General features: G+C 72.5%; 19 protein-coding genes. 8 read left to right on the plus strand and 11 right to left on the minus strand.

Going from position 1 to position 19,914, the window contains the following annotated elements; genetic code table 11:
• Positions 1-109: 109 nt before the first annotated feature.
• The gene (locus ABD785_RS15435) at positions 110-1,321 is read right to left on the minus strand and encodes an MFS transporter (RefSeq protein ID WP_344828399.1); all 1,212 of its coding nucleotides are present in this window, start codon (positions 1,319-1,321) and stop codon (positions 110-112) included.
• A gap of 186 nt (positions 1,322-1,507) precedes the next feature.
• Between ABD785_RS15435 and ABD785_RS15440 the strand changes: the two genes are divergently transcribed.
• A complete protein-coding gene (locus ABD785_RS15440; protein WP_344828401.1) occupies positions 1,508-2,260 on the plus strand; it encodes an alpha/beta hydrolase in 753 nt (250 codons plus the stop codon).
• Here the strand turns inward: ABD785_RS15440 and ABD785_RS15445 are convergent.
• The 4 genes from ABD785_RS15445 to ABD785_RS15460 all read right to left on the minus strand — a co-directional run bounded on the left by ABD785_RS15445 (position 2,238) and on the right by ABD785_RS15460 (position 7,458).
• Positions 2,238-4,259: a PEP/pyruvate-binding domain-containing protein gene (locus ABD785_RS15445; protein WP_344828404.1), complete on the minus strand. Its 2,022-nt coding sequence runs from the start codon at positions 4,257-4,259 to the stop codon at positions 2,238-2,240. The genes ABD785_RS15440 and ABD785_RS15445 overlap by 23 nt on opposite strands.
• A complete protein-coding gene (locus tag ABD785_RS15450; RefSeq protein ID WP_344828407.1) occupies positions 4,256-5,962 on the minus strand; it encodes an AfsA-related hotdog domain-containing protein in 1,707 nt (568 codons plus the stop codon). Before ABD785_RS15450 ends, ABD785_RS15445 begins: the two co-directional genes overlap by 4 nt.
• A gap of 344 nt (positions 5,963-6,306) precedes the next feature.
• Positions 6,307-7,203, minus strand: a complete 897-nt coding sequence (locus ABD785_RS15455; protein ID WP_344828410.1) for a helix-turn-helix domain-containing protein — start codon at positions 7,201-7,203, stop codon at positions 6,307-6,309.
• A gap of 66 nt (positions 7,204-7,269) precedes the next feature.
• Complete coding sequence (locus ABD785_RS15460; protein WP_344828545.1) at positions 7,270-7,458, minus strand: DUF397 domain-containing protein; 189 nt, start codon at positions 7,456-7,458, stop codon at positions 7,270-7,272.
• A 182-nt stretch (positions 7,459-7,640) separates the two neighbouring features.
• Between ABD785_RS15460 and ABD785_RS15465 the strand changes: the two genes are divergently transcribed.
• The 3 genes from ABD785_RS15465 (at position 7,641) to ABD785_RS15475 (ending at position 10,403) form a co-directional block, all read left to right on the plus strand.
• Positions 7,641-8,174, plus strand: a complete 534-nt coding sequence (locus tag ABD785_RS15465; RefSeq protein WP_344828411.1) for an ATP-binding protein — start codon at positions 7,641-7,643, stop codon at positions 8,172-8,174.
• Positions 8,175-8,315: 141 nt separating this feature from the next.
• Positions 8,316-9,491 carry an MFS transporter gene (locus ABD785_RS15470; RefSeq protein ID WP_344828414.1) on the plus strand — a complete coding sequence of 392 codons (1,176 nt, stop codon included), beginning with the start codon at positions 8,316-8,318 and terminating at the stop codon, positions 9,489-9,491.
• 36 nt (positions 9,492-9,527) lie between these two features.
• Positions 9,528-10,403, plus strand: coding sequence for a hypothetical protein (locus ABD785_RS15475; protein ID WP_344828416.1), 876 nt, complete (start codon positions 9,528-9,530; stop codon positions 10,401-10,403).
• A gap of 3 nt (positions 10,404-10,406) precedes the next feature.
• Here ABD785_RS15475 and ABD785_RS15480 read toward each other — a convergent pair whose 3' ends face one another.
• Positions 10,407-11,330 (minus strand): LysR family transcriptional regulator, encoded by a 924-nt coding sequence (locus tag ABD785_RS15480; protein ID WP_344828419.1) that lies wholly within the window; start codon positions 11,328-11,330, stop codon positions 10,407-10,409.
• A 63-nt stretch (positions 11,331-11,393) separates the two neighbouring features.
• Here ABD785_RS15480 and pta point away from each other — a divergent pair, with 63 nt between their 5' ends.
• Positions 11,394-13,442, plus strand: coding sequence for a phosphate acetyltransferase (pta, locus tag ABD785_RS15485; protein ID WP_344828422.1), 2,049 nt, complete (start codon positions 11,394-11,396; stop codon positions 13,440-13,442).
• The gene (locus ABD785_RS15490) at positions 13,439-14,629 is read left to right on the plus strand and encodes an acetate/propionate family kinase (RefSeq protein WP_344828425.1); all 1,191 of its coding nucleotides are present in this window, start codon (positions 13,439-13,441) and stop codon (positions 14,627-14,629) included. Before pta ends, ABD785_RS15490 begins: the two co-directional genes overlap by 4 nt.
• A 5-nt stretch (positions 14,630-14,634) precedes the next feature.
• Here ABD785_RS15490 and ABD785_RS15495 read toward each other — a convergent pair whose 3' ends face one another.
• Both ABD785_RS15495 and ABD785_RS15500 read right to left on the minus strand, forming a co-directional pair.
• A complete protein-coding gene (locus ABD785_RS15495) occupies positions 14,635-15,702 on the minus strand; it encodes an NAD(P)H-dependent amine dehydrogenase family protein (RefSeq protein ID WP_344828428.1) in 1,068 nt (355 codons plus the stop codon).
• Positions 15,703-15,711: 9 nt separating this feature from the next.
• The gene (locus ABD785_RS15500; RefSeq protein ID WP_344828431.1) at positions 15,712-16,497 is read right to left on the minus strand and encodes an SDR family oxidoreductase; all 786 of its coding nucleotides are present in this window, start codon (positions 16,495-16,497) and stop codon (positions 15,712-15,714) included.
• Between the two features lie 94 nt (positions 16,498-16,591).
• Between ABD785_RS15500 and ABD785_RS15505 the strand changes: the two genes are divergently transcribed.
• On the plus strand, positions 16,592-17,344 hold the full coding sequence (locus ABD785_RS15505; protein WP_344828434.1) for an SDR family NAD(P)-dependent oxidoreductase: 753 nt from the start codon (positions 16,592-16,594) through the stop codon (positions 17,342-17,344).
• Here ABD785_RS15505 and ABD785_RS15510 read toward each other — a convergent pair.
• Genes ABD785_RS15510 through ABD785_RS15520 form a run of 3 tightly spaced genes read right to left on the minus strand, consistent with a single transcriptional unit; the run spans position 17,341 to position 18,854 of the window.
• Positions 17,341-17,727 (minus strand): GNAT family N-acetyltransferase, encoded by a 387-nt coding sequence (locus ABD785_RS15510; protein WP_344828548.1) that lies wholly within the window; start codon positions 17,725-17,727, stop codon positions 17,341-17,343. The genes ABD785_RS15505 and ABD785_RS15510 overlap by 4 nt on opposite strands.
• Complete coding sequence (locus tag ABD785_RS15515) at positions 17,612-18,031, minus strand: hypothetical protein (protein ID WP_344828437.1); 420 nt, start codon at positions 18,029-18,031, stop codon at positions 17,612-17,614. Before ABD785_RS15515 ends, ABD785_RS15510 begins: the two co-directional genes overlap by 116 nt.
• Complete coding sequence (locus ABD785_RS15520; protein WP_344828440.1) at positions 18,024-18,854, minus strand: expansin EXLX1 family cellulose-binding protein; 831 nt, start codon at positions 18,852-18,854, stop codon at positions 18,024-18,026. Before ABD785_RS15520 ends, ABD785_RS15515 begins: the two co-directional genes overlap by 8 nt.
• A 174-nt stretch (positions 18,855-19,028) precedes the next feature.
• Here ABD785_RS15520 and ABD785_RS15525 point away from each other — a divergent pair, with 174 nt between their 5' ends.
• Positions 19,029-19,907: a lysylphosphatidylglycerol synthase transmembrane domain-containing protein gene (locus ABD785_RS15525; RefSeq protein WP_344828443.1), complete on the plus strand. Its 879-nt coding sequence runs from the start codon at positions 19,029-19,031 to the stop codon at positions 19,905-19,907.
• Positions 19,908-19,914 lie beyond the last annotated feature (7 nt).

The following is a 19,914-nucleotide window of genomic DNA, read 5'->3' on the forward strand; positions in this document are numbered from 1 at the left end:
TGACACCCTAGGTAGTTACTGACTGGTACTGGTATTTCTGCAGGCAGTCATCACTGACTGTTCACCGGGAACTTCCCAGAGTGGTCTAGACCATGGTCTAGACGACAGCTCAGGCGGCGACCAGTTCCCGCTCAGGTACGACGACAGGAACGGGCTCCAGGTTGTGCCTTCTCACGATCACGAGGACGGCGGCGAACGCGGTCGTGAGCGGAGGGAAGAGGAAGGCGGCCGAAGGCCCGAAGGCGTCCACGAGCTGGCCCGCCACCGCCGCTCCCGTCGCGATGCCCAGGCCGATGGCCCCGTTCAGCCAGGCGTAGGCCTCGGTCCTGACCCCGGCGGGCACCAGGCCGTCGAGGAGGGTGTAGCCGGTGATCACGCAGGGGGCGATGACGATCCCGGCCAGGGCCGCGGCGGCGTACATGAGCCCGATGCCGTGGGCGAGCGCGGGCACGACCAGCGCGCCGGACAGCAGCACGAGCAGGACCGCCATGCGGCGGGTGAGCGCGGTCCGCCAGCGCAGGGCGCCGTAGGCGAGACCGCCGGCCATGCTGCCCGCGGAGAAGGTGCCGTAGATCGGTCCCGCGGCTCCGGCCCTGCCGAGCTCCTCGGTCAGGGAGGTGATGCCGACCTGGAGGGAGCCGAAGACCGTGCCGATCGACAGCAGCGCCCCGGCGAGGACGCCCACGCCCCGCCTGCGGAGCACTCCCCCGCCGCCCTTGGCCGTGGCCCCGGTCGGGGTCGGGGCCCCGGTGCGGACGGCGGCGAAGGCCAGGGTTCCGGCGACCACGAGCACCAGAGCGACGAGCAGCGCCCACACGGGGCTGAAGCCGGTGGCGACGGCGATGAGGATGATCGGCGCGACGGTGAACGTCAGCTCGTCGGTGATGGACTCGACGGCGAAGGCCGTCCCGACCTTCTCGGCGGGCAGCATGTGCGCCCAACGGGCCCTGACCATGGAGCCGACCAGCGGCATCGTCGCACCGGCGAGACCGGCCATCACGATCAGCGCGAGAGGTGCGGCCTCCGCCCGCGCGAGGACGAGGAGCCCGCCGAGCAGGACCGCGTGCGCGGCGACCTGGGGCACCAGGACCCTGGCCTGGCCGTACCGGTCGGCGAGGCGGCCCATCCGGGGCCCGGTGACCGCCTGGGCGACCGCGGCGGCGGCCGAGGCGATACCGCCCCAGCCGTAGGAGCCGGTCGCCCACTGGACGAGCATCAGGATGCCGATCTGCAGCATCGCGAAGGGAAGGCGGGCCGCCAGGGCGGGCAGCAGGAAGCGCCAGGCGCCGGGGGCGCTCAGCACGGAAAAATAGGACTTCACGGTGTTCCGGGGCTCCGTCGTCGGCTCGTGACAGGGCCCGGAGTGAACAGTTCCCGGGACGCCCGTCAGGGATTGGCGTCGGACCGGGGTAGATACCGCCGGGGAACGGCGGCCGCCTTGCGGTCAGCTCTTCCATGTTACGTACATATTTCGGACGTAGCCAAAACGCCTGCGATCATGTATGCCATGCCCGAAGAACCCGTGTCCTTGCTCACATCAGACGGCGTCCGCCTGGCCGCCCGCCACCATCCCGGCCCCGCCGACGGCCCGTGCGTGATCGTCGGGCACGGCTTCACGTGCAGCCAGCGGATGAAGGAGCTGCGGCACATCGCCGGGATCCTCGGCCGGGACGCGGCCGTGCTCGCGCTCGACTTCCGGGGCCACGGCGGATCCGGCGGCCTGTCCACGGTCGGCGACCTCGAGATCCACGATCTCCAGGCCGCGGTGGAGTGGGCCGGCTCCCGCTACCGGGGCGTCGCCGTCGTCGGCTTCTCCATGGGCGCCTCGGCCGCGATCCGCCACGCGGCCCTCATGGGCGGGGTGGACGCGGTGGTGTCGGTCAGCTCCCCCGCCCGCTGGTACTACCGGGACACGGTGCCGATGCGGCGCGTCCACTGGGCCGTGGAGAGCAGGCTGGGCCGGGCGGCGGTCCGGATCGGCCGGCGCACCCGCATCGCGGCCTCGGGATGGGATCCGGTGCCCGAGGCTCCGAACGAGGTCATCGGCCGGATCTCCTGCCCGGTCCTGGTCGTCCACGGCGATGCCGACGGCTTCTTCCCCGTCGATCACGGCCTGACCCTCTACGAGGCCGCGGGCGAGCCCCGGGAGCTCTGGATCGAACCCGGTTTCGGCCATGCTGAGATCGCCGCCTCGGAGGACCTGATCGCCCGGATCTCGGCGTGGGTCCACGCGACCGTCAGCGGGAGGCTCCGATCGTGACGGTCCCGGTGCCGCCGTCGACGGTGAGGCTCATGCCGTCGCGGACCCGGGCGGTCAGGCAGGGGATCTGCACGACCGCGGGCACGCCCAGCTCCCGCGCGACGATCGCGACATGCGTGAGCGGGCTGCCGCGCTCGACGAGCAGCGCCGCGGCGGAGGGCAGGGCGCCGGCCCAGCCGGGATCGGTGCGATAGGCGACGAGCACCCCGCCGGACGCCTCGTGCGGGGTGTCCACGATCCGGGCGGGCGCGGTGACGACGCCGGAACCGCAGGGGGTGCCGCGCAGCACCTCCTCCCCGCCGGGGGCCGCCTGGGGCGGGCCGTAGGCGGGCGGACGCCGGTGCGCGCCCGCCCGGGGAGCGGGGCGCAGCCTCCGCCCGGTCCGCTGCCGCCTGCGGAGGTCCGACAGCGGACGCAGCTCGCGGTGGTCGAGCGTGCCGGCGTAGGCCGCGCGGATCTCCTCCAGCTCGAGGAGGAACACGTCGCCGCGGTCGCCGAGCGCACCGGCCCGCTCGAGGTCGCCGCCGATCGCCGTCAGCATGCGGCGGGCCGTCCCGGACACCCTGGTGCGGGCGGACCCGACCCGTTCGCGCTCGCGCAGGACCTGCCCGACCTTGCCCCTGACCCGGTCGTAGACGAACAGCTTCAGCCCGCCGAGGTGCTCCTCCAGGTAGGCGTCGGCGTCATGGCGGCCGGGCTCGGCGTCGTCGCCCTCCCCGACGGCCTGGAACAGGAACCCCTCGGGGGCGCCGGGCAGCCATCGGGAGGTGAGGCCGTAGAGGATCCCGCAGGAGAGCATGACCACGTTGTCGAGGACGGCGGCACCGGCCCGCTTCGACCGCAGCCGCTCCTCCAGCCGGTACAGCTCCCGGTTCACCTCCTCGCCCGGCATGTCCTCGTAGTCGACCGCGTCGAACTCGGCGTAGGCCTCGTGGAGGTCGTCGGCGATCCCGCGGACCGGGCAGGACGTCCACAGGACCCTGGACCAGTCGAGGAAGGTCGGGCAGACGCGTCCGCCGGTGCCGAGGACGGTCTCGAACGGCTCGATGACGGCGGGCTCGATGACGGCGGGGTCGTCCCAGGCGGGGGGATCCGCGGGCGTCTCCGTCAGCGTGGTGACCGGGCGGCTCTGCAGCACGTGGAAGACGCCCTTGTGCAGCGCCCACTCGACGTCCTGCGGGCAGCCGAACAGCGCCTCGACGGCCGCCGCCAGCGCGCCGAGTTCCACGACCTGGTCGTTGGTGAGCGCGAACCGCTCCCGGTCGTGCGGCGGCACCTCGGTCAGCCCGCTGCCGCAGTCCAGCCGCTCGGCCTTCTCGCCGATGACCGCGTCCCCGACGATGCCGGTAACCCGGTCGAGGGAGAGGGTGTCGGCGTCGACCGCGCCCGAGACGAGCGTCTCGCCGAGCCCGTACACGCAGCTGATCAGCGCCTGGTTCCGGTCGCCCGAGACGGGGTTCACCGTGAACAGCACCCCGCTGACCTCGGCCGGGACGATCCGCTGGAGCACCACGGCCATCTCGATCCGGTCCACGGGCAGGTCGTGCAGCCGCCGGTACACCAGGGAACGCGCCGAATAGGCCGACGCCCAGCACAGCTTCACGTGCTCAGCGACCTCCTCCACGCCCTCGATCCCCAGGTAGGAGGAGTACCGGCCGGCGAACGACAGGTTGGGCAGGTCCTCGCCCGCCCCGGAGGAGCGGACGGCGACGAGGCCGCCGACCTCGGCGTAGGCCGCCCCGACCGCCTCCAGCGCGGGGGCGTCCAGCGGGGTCGCGGCGAAGGCCTTCGCGATCCTCTCGGCGATGTCGTCCGCGGTCTCCGGCGACAGGCCCGCCAGCAGGTCCGCGATCTCACCGTCCAGGCCGGTGCGGGCGCGGAATCCGCTCAGGGCGTCCAGGCCGACGGCCGACCAGCGGGGGACCACCAGGCCCGCCTCCGAGAGCCGCCGCAGGTTGGTCCCCTTGCCTCCGAGGATCATGTTGCCTCCGAGGATCATGAGCGGACCGCCTCCACGGTGGCTCCGGCCAGGTCGAGGCCGGTCTGGGTGAATCCGACACCGACGGCGTACCGGCCGCCGCGGTCGCAGACGACCTTCGCCGCGCAGTCCACGGCGGCGTCGAGCTCGCCGACCGCGGAGAACCCGGTCTCCAGCGCGACCACCGTGAGCTGGCCGGCGGGCACCGCGAGATGCCGTGACAGCGTCCACAGGGCGCTCTGCCGGGCCGCCTCGGCCAGGGTCATGCCGGGAATATGGCCCTGCGCCTGCTCGAACATCGCCGGGTTGGCGGGATCGAGCGCCAGCCGGGCGTCCGCCGAGCCCCGCCGCCAGGCCAGATCGGCGACGATCACGTTGGCGTCGCCGGTCCTGCCGACGCCGCGTGCCGCGGGAAAGGTGCCCGCCCGGGGCGGCGCCCCGATCTCGGGGCCGAGACCGTGCCTGGCCCGTCCGGCGGCGCGCAGCCGCTCCCAGGCCGGTCCGTCCATCCACGAGAAGGAGGAGGAGGCGGTGGCCAGCTCGGTGCCGTCCTCGGCGCGGACGATGTAGTCCAGGGCCAGCCCCCGGGTGAAGGCGCCCGCGACCGTCACCTCGATCACGGCCCTGCGGACGGCGGGCCCGGGACCGGCCAGCCGGGCCGACAGGTTCCGCAGCAGGAACCGATGGTCCCCTGGGACGCCGTGATAGGCGTGGGCGACGACGTAGCAGCCCTGGCGGCAGAGCTCCAGCAGCGGCATCAGGTCGAGGCGCGGCACGGGCAGGTCGTTGAAGTAGCGGTGCGCCACCGGGAGCTCCCCGGCCAGCAGGATCCCGCCGCCGGGACCGGGGGCGTGGTCGGTGAGGAAGACCTCGCCGTTGCCCGACTTGTGGACCAGGGGGTGCGGGAGGGTCCGTTCGTAGCGCAGCGGCCGGTGCTCCCACCGGCCGGTGGGGACCCCGGTGGGCGGGGCCGCCCCGCCGGGGGCCGGGGGCCTCTCCGCGGCCGTGCCGAGGATCACCGTGTCCCAGGGCTCGGCCGGAGCGTCCCGGCGGGCCAGCGCCGCCTCGTAGGTCAGGTCGTGCGCGGGCCGGCGGCGGTACAGCTCCTCGGCCAGCTCCCTGGCCCGTCCCTCGCGGTCGAGGCCGTCGGCCATCTCGGCGTAGACGCGGCGCCGGTCGCCGCCGTCCAGGAGGATGCCGAACTCGCGGACGAGGTCGTCGGGCTCGTCCGCGGTGTGCACGAAGTCGATCAGGAGGTCCTCGCCGGGGAGGACGTCACCGAGCCGGTGGCGCAGCTGCCACGGCTCGCGGCACGACGGGTCGGCCGGGCCCGTGAGGTCGCTGAGCCGTGCGGTCGCCGGGACGGGCCCGGCGGGCATCCGCACCACCACCAGGAGGCTCTCCCCCGCCGTGGCCAGGGCCTCGGCCAGGCATCTGCGCTCGCGGGTCGCGGCGTTCCACCGATACCCCCACAGGGCGCGGGCGCCGTGCCGGTCGAGGGCGACGGGCTCAGCAGCGACGATCACCGCGTCCTGCTCGAGGAGCCAGTCCATGGCCTCGTCCAGCCGCCGCCCGGTGACGGCCTCGGGCTTGAGGAGCAGGGTCGCGTGCCGGTGCAGGATCCCGGCCGGTTCCGCGACGGCCTCGAGGAGGTCGTCCCAGCCGTCCCTGAAGTAGCCGTCGACCGCGAACAGAGTCCGCTTGAGTTCCGCCAAGGCCGTCATGGTTCACCCTGCCGAGATCCGCCCACGGAGCCATCCCTTTTGTCACTGGAGTATGGGCCATCGAAGACGAATCGATCTTTGATTGTCAAATCAACACACGGCCGGTACAAACCGTTCACGCACCATTAACAGGCGCGTCTGCGGACGAGTGCCGCAGGTCACAGCCGACTCGGCAGCACTTGCCCCGCCGGGGCGCACGGAGCGGCAATGAGGGCGCCGACTGTAATTTCGACCACAATCCGGACTGCCGTGAATAAGAGGTTGCGCAGCGAATTGTGGCCGATTCCGGGCACAAAAAACGTCCGGCCGCAGGTCAAGGACCCGCGACCGGACGCGAGCAGAACTCACATTTCCGCGAGGATGCGTTTCAGGATCTTGGGGGTGTCGGCGGCGGGGTCCGCCTCCACACAGAGCTGCTCCATCACCGCGAGGTAGCGCTCGATGTCGTCCCGCTTGTCCAGGTACAGCGCGCTCGTGAGCTGCTCCAGGTAGACGACGTCCGGCAGATCCGGCTCGGCGAACCGCAGGATGCTGAACGGCCCGCCCGCTGCGGCGTGCCCGCCCCGGGAGAACGGGACGACCTGCAGCGTGACGTTCGGCCGGGAGCACGCCTCGATCAGGAACTCCAGCTGGGAGCGCATGACCTCCCGCGAGCCGATGGGCCGGCGCACGACGGCCTCGTCCACCACCGCCCACAGATGCGGCGCGTGGTCGGCGTTGAGCAGGTCCTGCCGCGTCATCCGCATCTCCACCCGGCGCTCGATCTCGGGTTCGGGCGCGGCCGCGTGGCCGAGAAGGGTCACCGCGCGGGCGTACTGCTCGTTCTGCAGCAGGCCCGGCACGAACTGCACCTCATAGGCACGGATGCGGCTCGCCGCCTCCTCCAGCCCGATGTAGTCCTCGAACCACTTGGGCAGCACGTCGCTGTAGTTGTGCCACCAGCCGTTGGCGCTGGCCCGCCGGGCCAGCCCGAGGGCCTTCTCGCGCTCCTCCGCCGTCGTGACGCCGTAGAGCGTCAGGAGATCGGAGATGTCGCGCTCCTTGAAGGAGACCCGTCCGAGTTCCATCCGAGAGATCTTGGAATCGGACGCGCGGATCTCATATCCCGCGCGTTCGCGGGTGATGTTCCTGGCTTCGCGCAGCCGCCGCAGCTGCGCGCCCAGAAGGATGCGCAGCACGGTGGGACCTCCGCCCGGGTGGGCGGAGAAGTCGAGCACGGACGCTGGTTCCGTGTTGGCCATCAAGGGCTCCCTGTGGGGCCTGGGGTCCGACGGACGGATCAGTATCCCACGGGGAGCCGTTCCTGACTACGCCACCAGATGATCGAAGTCACCGTCCTTCGCGCCTCCGATGAAAGCCTCGATCTCCGCCCGGGTGTACACGAGCACCGGACCTTCCGGGTGCCGCGAGTTCCGCATGGCGATGTCCCCACTGGGCAGCTCGCTGAGTTCGACACAGTTGCCGCTCGGGTTGCTCCGAGCCGCCTTCATCCACATCTGCCGCGCTCCGTACACGAGCGCCCCCTTTCGGTGATCCCCCACCTGTTGCTCCGTTCCAAGCGTGATTTTCTTTGCTGCAAGGACCGATGCACGTGCAGGAGCCCTTGCACCTGCACGCCTTTGAGGGGAAAGATAGCGGACACCCACCCGCCGTAACACTGGACCGCGACAGGACTCCCATGACTCTTCAGCGGGCTCCACGCGTGCACCACCGCCAGGCCGCCTCCTGCCCTGAGGAGACCCGGTGGCCCGCACTGCTTCCCACCCTGGAGTCGAGCCACTGGCCCACCCCGCCCGCGACGGGGACCACCAGGCTCGCCCGATGCCCCCTCAACAGCGATCTCGGCTCGCCCCGGGTCGCCCGCGACTTCACCCGCGGCACGCTCGACGAATGGTCGGTGCCCGACGTCTACTGCGAGGCCTCGGTCGTCGTCTCCGAACTGGTCACCAACGCGCTGCGTTACGGTCTGCCCGGCCGTCACCGGCTCGCCCGCGCCCCGATCCAGCTCATCCTCATGCAGCAGGAGAAGAGGGTGCTGGCGATCGTCACCGACCCCAGCGGCGAGGCCCCCTCGCCCGGCGAGCCCGACGACTTCGCCGAGAACGGACGCGGCCTCCAGGTCGTGGCCGCCGTCTCCGAGGCCTGGGGGTGGGCCCCGCTGGCGACCGGCGGCAAGGCCGTCTGGGCCTCCTTCCCCCTCCCCGCCGCCTGATCTCTTCGACTTTGTCCCTTCGGGACGGCACCCCTAGGATCTGTGAGGTTTCCTTACAGTTTTCGGGGGTGCACGGTGCGGGGCTGGTGGCGCGCGAACGTCGGCGGGTTGCCGGGCACGTACTGGTATCTGTGGTCCGGGATGTTGATCAACAGGGTCGGCGGGTTCGGCGTCCTGTTCCTCTCCCTGTACCTGGTGAACGAGCGGGGGCTCGGCGCCTCGGGCGCCGGGCTGATCGTCGGTCTCGCCGGCATCGGCGGAGCGGCGGGATCGCTGGCCGGTGGGGTCCTCGCCGACCGGTGGGGCCGCCGCAGGACGCTGCTCACGGGCCATCTGCTGCTCGCGGCCTCCATGGCGGCGCTGGCCTTCACCCCCTGGCTGCCCGCGATCGCGGTGCTGACCTGCCTGATCGGCGTCTTCCAGAGCATGGCCGGGCCCGCGATGGTCGCGGCGATCATCGACGTGGTCCCCGTCGCCGACCGGCAGCGCGCCTTCAATCTCCAGTTCTGGGCCTTCAACCTCGGCATGGCCGCAGCCTCCCTGCTCGCGGGGCTGCTCGCCGAGATCGGCTTCGCCCTCCTGTTCTCCCTGGACGCCGTCGCGACCCTCCTCGCCTTCCTGGTCCTGGCGATCAAGGTCCCTGAGACCCTCACCCACCGCGACGGGCCTGCGCCCGCGGACCGGAGCGGCCTCGGAACGGCCCTGCGCGACCGCTCCTTCATGACGTTCGTGGGCCTGACCCTGCTGGTCGCGACCGTCTTCACCCAGGCCTCGACGATCCTGCCGCTGGCCATGAAGGACGACGGGCTGAGCGGATCCGCCTACGGCGTCGTCACGGCCTTCGCGGGCGCCCTGATCGTCGTCGGGCAGCTGTTCGTGCCCGCGCTGATCGGCGGGCGGGAGAAGGGCCGGGTCCTGGCCTGCGCCGCCGCCTTCCTCGGCCTCGGCTTCTCGATCATCGCCCTCGCCGACGGCCTGGCGGTCTACCTGGTGGCCGCGTTCGTCTGGACGATCGGCTCGATGCTGGCGGCCCCGCCCAACGCCGAGGTGATCGCCGAGCTGTCCCCGGCCGCGTTGCGCGCCCGCTACCAGGCGGTCTTCTATATCGTCTTCCCGTTGGCGGCCTTCATCTCCCCCGCGCTCGGCGGGTTCGGTCTCGAACACCTCGGAAACGGGAACTGGATCATCTGCGGGATGATCGGCGTGGCCGCCGCGCTGGGCCATCTCGGGGCCGGACGCTCCCGGGAGCGGCTCGTGCGGGCGCGGCGCGATGCCGAAAAGGACTCCTCCGGCGTTCCCGCCGCCGTGCAGGGGTAAGAAGAAGGTCGGGTCCTTGTTTCTGGACGGTGAGACATGAACGTCGGGGGATCGCTCCAGGCGGAGCACGCCCGTGCCGTCCGCGGCGCGGCGGTGCTGGCCTCCGCCGACGGCTGGGAACGCACCCCGCTGCCCGATCCGGGCGCGGCGTTCCTGCTGTCGGCCGTGGCCGCGCCCTATGCCGTCGGCGCGACGTCCGACGGGCCGCTGGTCCAGCGCTGGACCGGCATCGAATGGCGGAACGAGACCGTCCCGGTGCTGCCGCCGGGCGGCAGGGGGGCCACCCTGACCGGCGTCGGCCCCGACGGGGTCGCGGTCGGCGGCTGGTTCGACCCGGCCGGCGGCTCGGAGGAACCGCTGCTCCTGCACCGGACGGACACCGGCTGGATCGACGCCGGACCGCCCGACCTCGGCTTCGGCTACGTCCTCACCGCCGTCCGCGCGGGCTGGGCGGTGGGCCACGGCTTCCCCGCGACCGTCCTGCTGCGGCGCGACGGGCCGCACTGGCGCCGCGTCCCGGTGCCGGGACGCCCGCTGCGGCCCCTCGCCGTCGCCGTGCACGGCACCGATCTGTGGATCTCCGGGGCCCGCGACCGCGACGGCCTCATCGTGCGGTTCGACGGCCGTTCCTGGAAGGAGTTCAGGACCGGGACGGGCGCCGTCACCGTGCTGACCGCCTCCGCCGCCGGGCTGTGGGGCGCGAGCGGCGCCACCCTCCTGCGCTGGACCGGCCGCCGCTGGTCCCCCTCGGACGCCCCGTTCCCCGTCAACGCCCTCACCACGACCGCCGGCGGCCTCACCGCGGCGGGAGCGGGCGAGGCCGCCTCCTTCGACGGACGCTCCTGGACCATCAGGGAGCTGCCGGGCACCTGGCTGGGCGCCGACGAGAACTGGCTCGTCGGCTCGGTCTAGGACTCAGACCGTGGTCAGCGGCGGGGCGGCCAGGGACTCGGCCGCCTCCTCCAGCCGGTCGACCATGGCGTTGACGGAGGCGACCTTGACGAGGTCCGGAAGGGTCATCGCGACGATCCTGCGCGGAGCGTCCGGGACGACCGGAACCCTCGTGACCCCGCCTTCGGCCAGCCCGCGCAGGGCCAGCTCCGACAGCAGGGAGACCCCGAGCCCGGCGCCGACCAGGCCCACCACGCCGCGGGGATCGTCGGTGGCGTAGGCGACGGAGGGATGGAAGCCCATCCGGCGGCAGACGTCGACGAGATGGGCGCGGCACCGGGCGCAGCCCGCGATCCACGGATCGTCCGTCAGCTCGGTGATCTCCACGGGCCTGCCCGCGGACGCCAGCGGATGCCCGGCCGGCAGCAGCCCGACCATCGGATCGGTCATCAGGACCCGGCTGACCAGGTCCGTCCAGTGCGGGGCGGGGGCGTCCTCGTAGGCGTAGGTCACCGCGACCTCGCACTCACCGGCCCGTAGCATGGTCACGACCTCGTCCGGGTCGGCCTCGACCAGTTCGGTGCCGACGTCGGGGTGCAGTTCGCGCATCGCGGCCAGCGCCCTGGGTACCAGAGCCGAGCAGCCGGCCGGGAAGGAGGCCACCCTGACGCGGCCCGTCCGCAGATCCGCGAGAGCGGCGATCTCCTCCTCGGCTGCGTTCACGGCGCCGAGGACGGTCGCGGCGTGGCGGCAGAGCGCCTCACCGGCCTCGGTGAGCCGCATCTGGCGTCCGGAACGGAGAATGAGAGGGGTGCCGACCGTCTTCTCCAGCGCCTTGATCTGCTGGCTGATGGCCGGTTGCGTGATACCGAGCTCCCTGGCGGCGCCGGAGAACGAGCCGGTGCTGGCGACGGCCCTGAAGACGCGGAGCTGGCGTATCTCGATCACTCTTCAGAAGATAGTCACGGAAATAAGCCATATACCTTTCCTTACCGCCGCCTAGGAGCGACTTTGACGCGCGCCGTCTACATCGCGGCCACCGACGCCGCCACCCGCAAGGTGACGATCGCGCTCGGCATCGCCGAGCTGCTCTCGCGCCGGGTCGGCACGATCGGGGTCTTCCGCCCGGTCGTCATCGAGGGCCGCACCGACTCGACCATCTCCACGCTGTCCGCCCGCTTCAACGCGGTGGGGGCGACCGGCGTCACCTACGACGACGTGCACGCCGACCCCGTACGGGCCACGAACGACATCGTCGCGGCCTACCGGCAGCTCGCGGCGCGCTGCGACGCGGTGATCATCGTCGGCACCGACTACACCGACGTCGGGGCGGCCACCGAGTTCGAGTTCAACGCCGTCCTGGCCTCCCATCTGGGCGCTCCGGTGCTGCTGCTGGCCAACGGGCAGAACCGCTCCCCCGGGGAGATCGCGGCGGCCATCGCGGTCGCCCACAAGGAGCTGGCGAACGAGCACGCCACGCTGCTCGGCACCCTGGTCACCCGGGTCGCCCCCGACCGGGCAGACGCGGTCCGCGCCCGGCTCGGCGACACCGGCATCGCGGTGCTGCCGGAGCTGGCACGGCTGTCCGCGCCGACCGTCAGCGACCTGATGACCGGCTGCTCGGGCACCCTGTTCCTCGGTGACGGGGCCCAGCTCGGCCGGGAGGTCAGCGGGCTCATGGTCGGCGCCATGTCGCTCCCCCACATCCTCGAACGCCTCACCGAGGGCGTCGCGGTGATCATCCCTTCCGACCGGGCCGCGGGCCTGCTGCCGGCCCTGCTGGCCGCGCACACCGCGGCGACCTTCCCCGCCCTGTCGGCGATCATCATGACGGGCGGGATGGATCTGCCCGAACCCGTCGTCCGGCTGGTCGACGGGATGGAGCCCACCCTCCCGGTGATCCTCACCGGGGACGACACCTTCGAGGTCGCGACCGAGCTGGCCGCCATCGAGGGCCGCTTCTCCCCCGAGGCCACCGGCAAGATCGACACCGCGCTGCGGCTGTTCGCCGAGCACGTCAGGGGCGAGGAGCTCCTCGACCGGCTGCACGTCACCAAGTCGGCGGCGGTCACCCCGCTGATGTTCGAGTACGACCTCATCGAGCGGGCGCGATCCGACCGGCGCACCATCGTGCTGCCCGAGGGCGACGACCCGCGGATCCTGCGGGCCGCCGACATCCTGCTGCGCCGCGGCGTCGCCGATCTGACGCTGCTCGGCGAGCGGGACGCCGTCACCGCCCAGGCCGCGTCCCTGGGGCTCGACCTGTCGGCCGCGCGGATCCTCAGCCCGTTCGACCCCGAGCTGCGGGAGCGGTTCGCCGCCGAGTACGCCGAGCAGCGGGCGCACAAGGGGGTCTCGGTGGCCCTGGCCCGCGACACCGTGACCGACGTGTCCTACTTCGGGACGCTCATGGTCCGGCTCGGCCTGGCCGACGGCATGGTGTCCGGCGCGAACCACACCACCGCCCACACCATCCGGCCGTCCTTCGAGGTCATCAGGACCGCGCCGGGCGCCAAGGTCGTCTCCTCGGTGTTCTTCATGTGCCTGGAGGACCGGGTGCTGGTCTACGGCGACTGCGCGGTCAACCCCGACCCGACCGCCGAGCAGCTCGCCGACATCGCGATTCAGTCCGCCACGACCGCCGCCGCTTTCGGGGTGGAGCCGCGGATCGCGATGCTGTCCTACTCGACCGGCACCTCGGGGACGGGCGCCGAGGTCGACAAGGTGCGGGCCGCGACCGAGCTGGTCCGGCGCCTGCGCCCCGACCTGCCGGTCGAGGGGCCGATCCAGTATGACGCCGCCGCCGACCCGACCGTCGCCAGGGCCAAGATGCCCGAGAGCCCCGTCGCCGGACGGGCCACGGTGTTCATCGTCCCCGACCTCAACACCGGCAACAACCTCTACAAGGCCGTCCAGCGCAGTGCGGGGGCCGTGGCCGTCGGCCCCGTCCTCCAGGGGCTCCGCAAGCCGGTCAACGATCTGTCCCGCGGAGCGACCGTGCAGGACATCGTCAACACCGTCGCCATCACCGCCATCCAGGCACAGGGAGAGAGAGCATGACCGCGCGGGTCCTCGTGCTGAACTGCGGTTCGTCGTCGATCAAGTACCGGCTGCTGGACATGGGCGACGGCGAGGTCCTGGCCTCCGGGCTGGTCGAGCGGATCGGCGAGGAGTCCTCCCTCCTGGTCCACCGGGGGACGTCCCGGATCGAGCGGCCGGGCTCGTGCGCCACGCACGCCGAGGGGATGCGGGCCGTCCTGGACGCCTTCGCCGAGGCGGGCCCCTCCCTCGAGGGCATCACGGCGGTCGGGCACCGGGTCGTCCACGGCGGGTCGCGGTACTCCACGCCCGTGCTCATCGACGACGGCGTGGAGCAGGCCATCGAGGAGCTGTCCCCGCTCGCTCCGCTGCACAACCCGGCCAACCTCACCGGGATCCGGGTCGCCCGCGAGGCCTTCCCCGGGCCGCCGCACGTCGCGGTGTTCGACACCGCCTTCCACCAGACGATGCCGCCCGCCTCCTACCTGTACGCGGTTCCGAGGGAGTGGACGGACGAGGGCGTGCGCCGCTACGGCTTCCACGGCACCTCGCACGCCTACGTCTCCCGGGCGGCGGCCGGTCTCGCGGGCAGGTCCCTGGCCGAGACCAACACGATCGTCCTGCACCTGGGGAACGGCGCCTCGGCGTCGGCGGTCAGGGGCGGGGTGTGCGTCGACACCTCGATGGGGCTCACCCCGCTGGAGGGCCTGGTCATGGGCACCCGCTCGGGCGACCTCGACCCGGCGCTGATCCCGTACCTGGTGCGCACCAGGAAGATGAGCGTCGACGAGATCGACGACGCGCTCAACACGAGGTCGGGGCTGCTCGGCCTGTGCGGCGCCAACGACATGCGCGAGGTCTGGCGGCGCGTGGACGCGGGCGACGCCGACGCGGCCGAGGCCGTCGAGGTCGCGACGCAGCGCGTCAAGAAGTACGTCGGCGCCTACTACGCGCTGCTCGGCCGTCTCGACTGCATCGCCTTCACCGCGGGGGTGGGCGAGAACGACCACCGCACCCGAGCCCTTTCCCTGGCCGGGCTCCACCCCCTCGGCATCGAACTCGACCCGGCCGCCAACGCCGTCCGCTCCGCCGAGCCCAGGACGATCTCCACCCCGGGCTCGGCCGTGCGCGTCATGGTCGTCCCCACGAACGAGGAGCTGGAGATCGCCGGCCAGACGCTGGCCGTCGCGCTGGGCCAGCGGACCTAGCAGACCTAGCGGACCAGGCCCTTGCCGGTGATGAGGGGGAGGTCCAGGGCGGTGACCAGGCCGGGGGCCGCCTCCACCACGGCGGGAATGGCGTTGACCAGGCGCATCGCGGTGGCCTTGAGGCCCGCGGTGTTGTGGTCGCCGTCGGTGCCCAGGAGCTGGAGGTCGAGGGTGTAGTTCGGCTCGCCGGTGACGATCACGCGGTAGCAGCCCTGGCCGGCGGGCTGCGGCCAGTCGGGGGCGAGGTCGTCGCGCAGCCGGGTGACGTGCTCGAGGACGACGACGGAACGGCCGTCCTTGACGCCCCTGACCTCGAAGCGGAGGGCGGCGGTCGTCCCCTTCTCGATGGTGCCGGAGGCGATCTCGAAGGTCTCCGGCGCGGGCAGGCGGGTGTGCTCCTCCTCCACCGCGTCGAGCTCGACGCCGAGCCCGGCCGCCAGCTGCCGGACCACGCTCCCCCAGGCCATGGTGAGGACGCCGGGGTTGAGCAGGAACGGGAGTTCGTCGACGGGACGCCCGAACCCCATGATGTCGAACATCACCAGGTGGTTGTCGTAGGTGGCGTAGTTGAGGAGCTCCATGCAGCGGACCTCCTCGATCCGCTCGCTGATGCCCGTCAGGGTGAGCGGGAGGGCGTCGTTGGCGAAGCCCGGGTCCACCCCGTTCACGAAGATCGACTTTCCGGCGTCCAGGGCGGCGTTCCGGACCGGGTCGGCCATCTCGTCCGGGACGACGCCCTCGGGGAACTGGAGGAAGACCGGGCTGCTCGAGACCACGTTGGTGCCCGACCGCAGGATCATCTGGAGTTCTTCCAGGGCCTCGAACAGGCGGTTGTCGGCCATCGCGGTGTAGACGACCACGTCGGGTTCCAGCGCCAGGACGGCCTGCGCGTCGTCGGTGGCGATGACGCCGAGGTCGCGGCCGAGGCCCGCCAGCTCTCCCGCGTCCCTGCCCGCCTTGGCGGGATTGGAGACCCAGACCCCGACCAGCTCCAGGTCGGGACGGGCGTCGATACCGGCCAGGGTGTGCCGTCCGACGTTGCCCGTGCTCCACTGCACGACTCTGTACACCACGAGAAACTCCTAAAGGTCGGGGAGCCCGAGCTCGAGGTTGGGGGCGTCGATGCCTCCGTCGACCTCGAGGATCTTGCCGGTGAGGTAGGAACCGGCCGGGGAGGCCAGGTAGAGGACGGCGGCCGCGATGTCCTCGGGGTCGCCGATCCGCCCGAGGGGCGTGTTCTTCTCCATCGTGGTGCGCAGCTCGTCGCTGGACATGACGATGTCGAGGGCGGAGGTCGCGGTCGAGCCGACCGCGATCGCGTTCATCCGGACCCTGGGGGCGAGGTCGAGGGCGGCCAGCCGGGTGTAGTGGGCGAAGGCGGCCTTGGCGGTGCCGTAGGCGAGGTAGCCGCGACCGGCGACCCGGCCCATCACCGAGGAGATGTTGACGATGGAGCCGCGGGTCTCCAGCAGATGCGGGAGGGCCGCCTGGGTGAGGGCGTGCGCGACGGCCACATTGAAGTGGAACGCGTTCTTGAGAGTCCGCGCGTCGGTGTTGAGGTAGGCGTCGGGCATGGCGCCGCCGACGTTGTTGACGACGATGTCGAGCCGCCCGAACTCCTCCGCCGCGGCGGCCGCGAGCGCGGCGGCGGCGTCGAGGTCGTTGAGGTTCGCGGGAACGATGAGGGCCCTGCGGCCCGCGGCCTCGATCTCCGCGGCCACCTTGTGCAGCTGGTCTTCGGTGCGGGCCGAGATGACGACGTCGGCGCCCGCCTGGGCGAGTGCCACGGCGCTCGCGGCGCCGATGCCCCGGCCCGCTCCGGTCACCACGGCGACCTGTCCGGTCACCTTGAATCGATCCAGGATCATCCGCCCACTGTAGGGGTGAGCTAGAACACGTTTCAATCCCGTGCCGGGGGCGACCGGAGGCATTCCGCCGGGCTGACGGGGAAGGGGAGGGGACATGATGCTCACCGGCAAGAACGCGATCATCTACGGTGCGGGCGGTTCGATCGGCGGGGCCGTCGCCAGGGCCTTCGCCCGCGAGGGTGCGAAGGTCCATCTCACCGGGCGCACCCGGGAACCGCTCGACCGGCTCGCGGCGGAGATCCGCGAGGCGGGCGGGGCGGCCGAGACCGCGCTGGTCGACGCGATGGACCCGGCGCGGGTCGGAGAGCACGCCCGGAGCGTCTTCGAGGCCGACGGGCGGCTCGACATCTCCATGAGCGTCGTCGGGATCGACGACGTCCAGGGCACCCCGCTGACGGAGATGGCGTGGGAGGACTTCTCCGCTCCCGTCGTCAACGCCCTGCGCTCCACCTTCGTCACGGCGACCGCGGCGGCCCGGCTCATGATCGGGCAGGGGTCGGGCGTCATCCTCACCTTCGGCGGCTACGGCCCGCCGACCGCGGGCCTCGGCGGCCTCCAGGTCGCCTTCCAGACCCAGGACAGCCTCCGGAGCGTCCTCGCGGCCGAGCTCGGCCCGCACGGCATCCGGGTCGTCACCCTCCAGACCGGCGGGATCACCGAGACCCTCCCGGCGGACTTCGAGCACGCCGCCGCCGTCACCGAGGCGATCGACGGGGCGACCCTGCTGGGCCGCGCCGCGACCCTCGCCGACGTCGGCAACGTCGCCGCGTTCGCCGCCTCCGACCTCGCCTCCTCCATCACCGCCGCCGCCCTCAACATCACCTGCGGCTCGGTCGCCGACCACTAAAGACGGCGGGTGTGGCCCGTCGCGTTCGCGGTGAAGCCGGCCGCCTCGAAGAGGGGGTGGGCGGTGGTGCGGCGGCCGTCCGAGAGGAGCTGGATCTCGTAGCAGGCGTTCGCCTCGGCGTGGGAGACGGCGGCGGCCAGCAGAGCCGTGGCGACGCCGCGGCGGCGGTGCTCGGGCGCCACGACCAGGTTCCCGGCCAGCAGGCGGGGACGGGCGCCGTGGGTGAGGTTCGGGACGAGCACGAGGTCGACCGTGCCGATCGGGTCGTCATCGCCCACGGCGAGCAGGAGGGAACGGCCCGGGGCCGAGATGATCTGCAGCCAGATCTCGGCGAGCCGGGCGGGGCCCGGCGGCCCGGCGTCCGGGGCGAGATGGCGCAGCAGGGCGGAGACGCGGGCCGGGTCGTCCAGCTCGCCCGCGGTGCGGATCCGGAACCCGGTGGCGGGCGGGGGCGGTCCAGAACCCGCGGTAGAACAGGCCCCAGGAGCCGCCGTTGTCGGTGAGCGCGGCGAACTCCCCGCCGGGCAGGTAGGTGTCCCGCTGCGGCATCAGCAGCCGCTCGCCGTCCAGGGCACCCGCGGGAGGTCCGGGAACGAGCCCCAGGTACCAGCGCAGGAGGTTGAGCCGGTCGGCGGGGGTGTCGCGGCGCAGCGCGCAGGCCGGCACGAGCTCGAAGTGGCTACTCACAGGGCGTGCCCCCGGCCGCCCGCGGGAGGACGGTCTCCGCCGGGCCGCTCTGCGGGGTCGGGGCCGCCGGGGGCGTCCCGCCCCTGCGGTAGAGGCTGACCTCGGTCTTCTGGACCAGATCGATGACCAGCCGGATGCCCCGGACGGTCGCCTTGTGGCCGCGGACGTCGGTGACCTCGACGGTGAACGGGCCGGGGCCGAGCCCCTCGGGCGCCTGCCAGGCGTTGTAGGTACTCAGCCGCAGGGACGTCCAGGGACGGCCCTTGGCTCGGGCCCGGACCCCGGCCAGCGCGTTGCCGTGGTTCATCACCAGCAGCGAGAGCCAGTAGGGGTTGGAGCCGCCGCGCACCCGCACCGCGAGCGGCGGCACGGCCGGGTCGGTGACGGGCGTGTAGGTGATCGGGACCCGGCCGGACTTCATCGGGGCGAGCCGGGCGAAGGCCTCGTCGCTCAGGTCCAGCTCTCCCGGCTTGCACTTGACGCACTGGTCGACGACCTCGACCCGGACGGTCCCGTGCGGGCCGCGAAGGTCGAGATAGGTGCCGCAGGCGGCGGCGCCCCGGTACTCGGCGGGGCTGAGCGCGGCGACGTACCGGTCGGCGGGCAGGGCCGGATAGGTGCAGTTCCCGCCGCTGGCCGCGTAGTGGGTGGCCCAGCCCGTGGAGGGGGAGGGGATGGATCGCCCCTTTACGGGAACAAGCTCCAACGACGGAGACAGGGCGCAGGCAGGGGTGGGTCTGGTGAAGGCGGCGACGGCGAGAAGGGCGACGGCGGCTCCGGCCACGGAACCGAGCAACGTACCGCCCCACATGGCTCGGCGCATGCACGGCAGCCTAGCGGGGCGGGCCGGGCGGCACAGGACGTTCCCCGACAGAGCACCGCCCGGCGGGGCGTTCCGCGGCGAGCGGGCCCGCGACGACGATCTTTGGGGTGCTGTTCGTCCTTTTGTTGCCCTGTGCCGGGAATCCGGCCATCCGCCTGCGGGAATACTCCCCTCGTGGAGGCGGTAATCGGTGCGCTGAGCGCCATGCACTGGAGGCTGCTGCCGGTGCTGGGGGGTCTGGCGGTACTGCACTACCTGTTCGCGGCGATCGCCCTGAGGGCCGCCGCGGGAACGACCCTGCCCCTGCGCAGAACCATGCTGACCCAGTTCACCGCCGCCGCCGCGAGCCGGTTCACCCCGGGCGGGCTCGGCGGGACCGCGGTCAACATCAGGTACCTGAACGTCCACGGCTGCTCGCTGCCGACGGCGGTCATGGCGGTCTCCGCCCAGCACGCCGCGCTCTGGGCGGCCGAGGTACTGGTCCTGCTGATCGCGATCGCCTTCACCCATGACGTGCAGGCCTTCCGCCTGGTCACCGACCAGGCCGCGGCGCTCTGGCAGGGCATCACCCATCCGGGCGTGGCCGTCTGCTTCGCGGCGGCCGTGGTCCTGATCGTCACGGCGCTCGTGCTGATGGCCAGGCGCACCGGCAAGCGCGCGGTCCTCGCCTGGTTCGACGCGCTGCGCGATCTGGCCCACCGTCCGCGCGACCTGTGCGTGCTGATGGCCTCGTCGCTGGCCGTCGCCGCGGTGCTGGGGCTGGCGTTCGGGCTGAGCGTGCTGGCCGTGCCCGGGACCCAGGTCTCGCCCGACCATCTCGGCGTCCTGTTCGGCGCCTACATCGTCGGGAGCGCGGCGGGGTCCGCGGTGCCCGTCCCCGGCGGGATCGGGACGGCCGAGGCCGCCTTCACCGGCGCCCTGGTCGCCGTGGGCATCGCCGCCGTCCCCGCCCTCCAGGCGGTGCTGATCTTCCGCGCCGTCACGTTCTGGGCCCCGGTCCCGGTCGGCATCGCCGCCGTCCGCATGGCGGCCGCCCGGCCCCAGCCTGTCTAGACGGGCT

Origin of the sequence: Actinocorallia longicatena, from assembly GCF_039534125.1 — a bacterium.
GTDB classification, from domain to species: Bacteria; Actinomycetota; Actinomycetes; order Streptosporangiales; family Streptosporangiaceae; genus Actinocorallia; species Actinocorallia longicatena.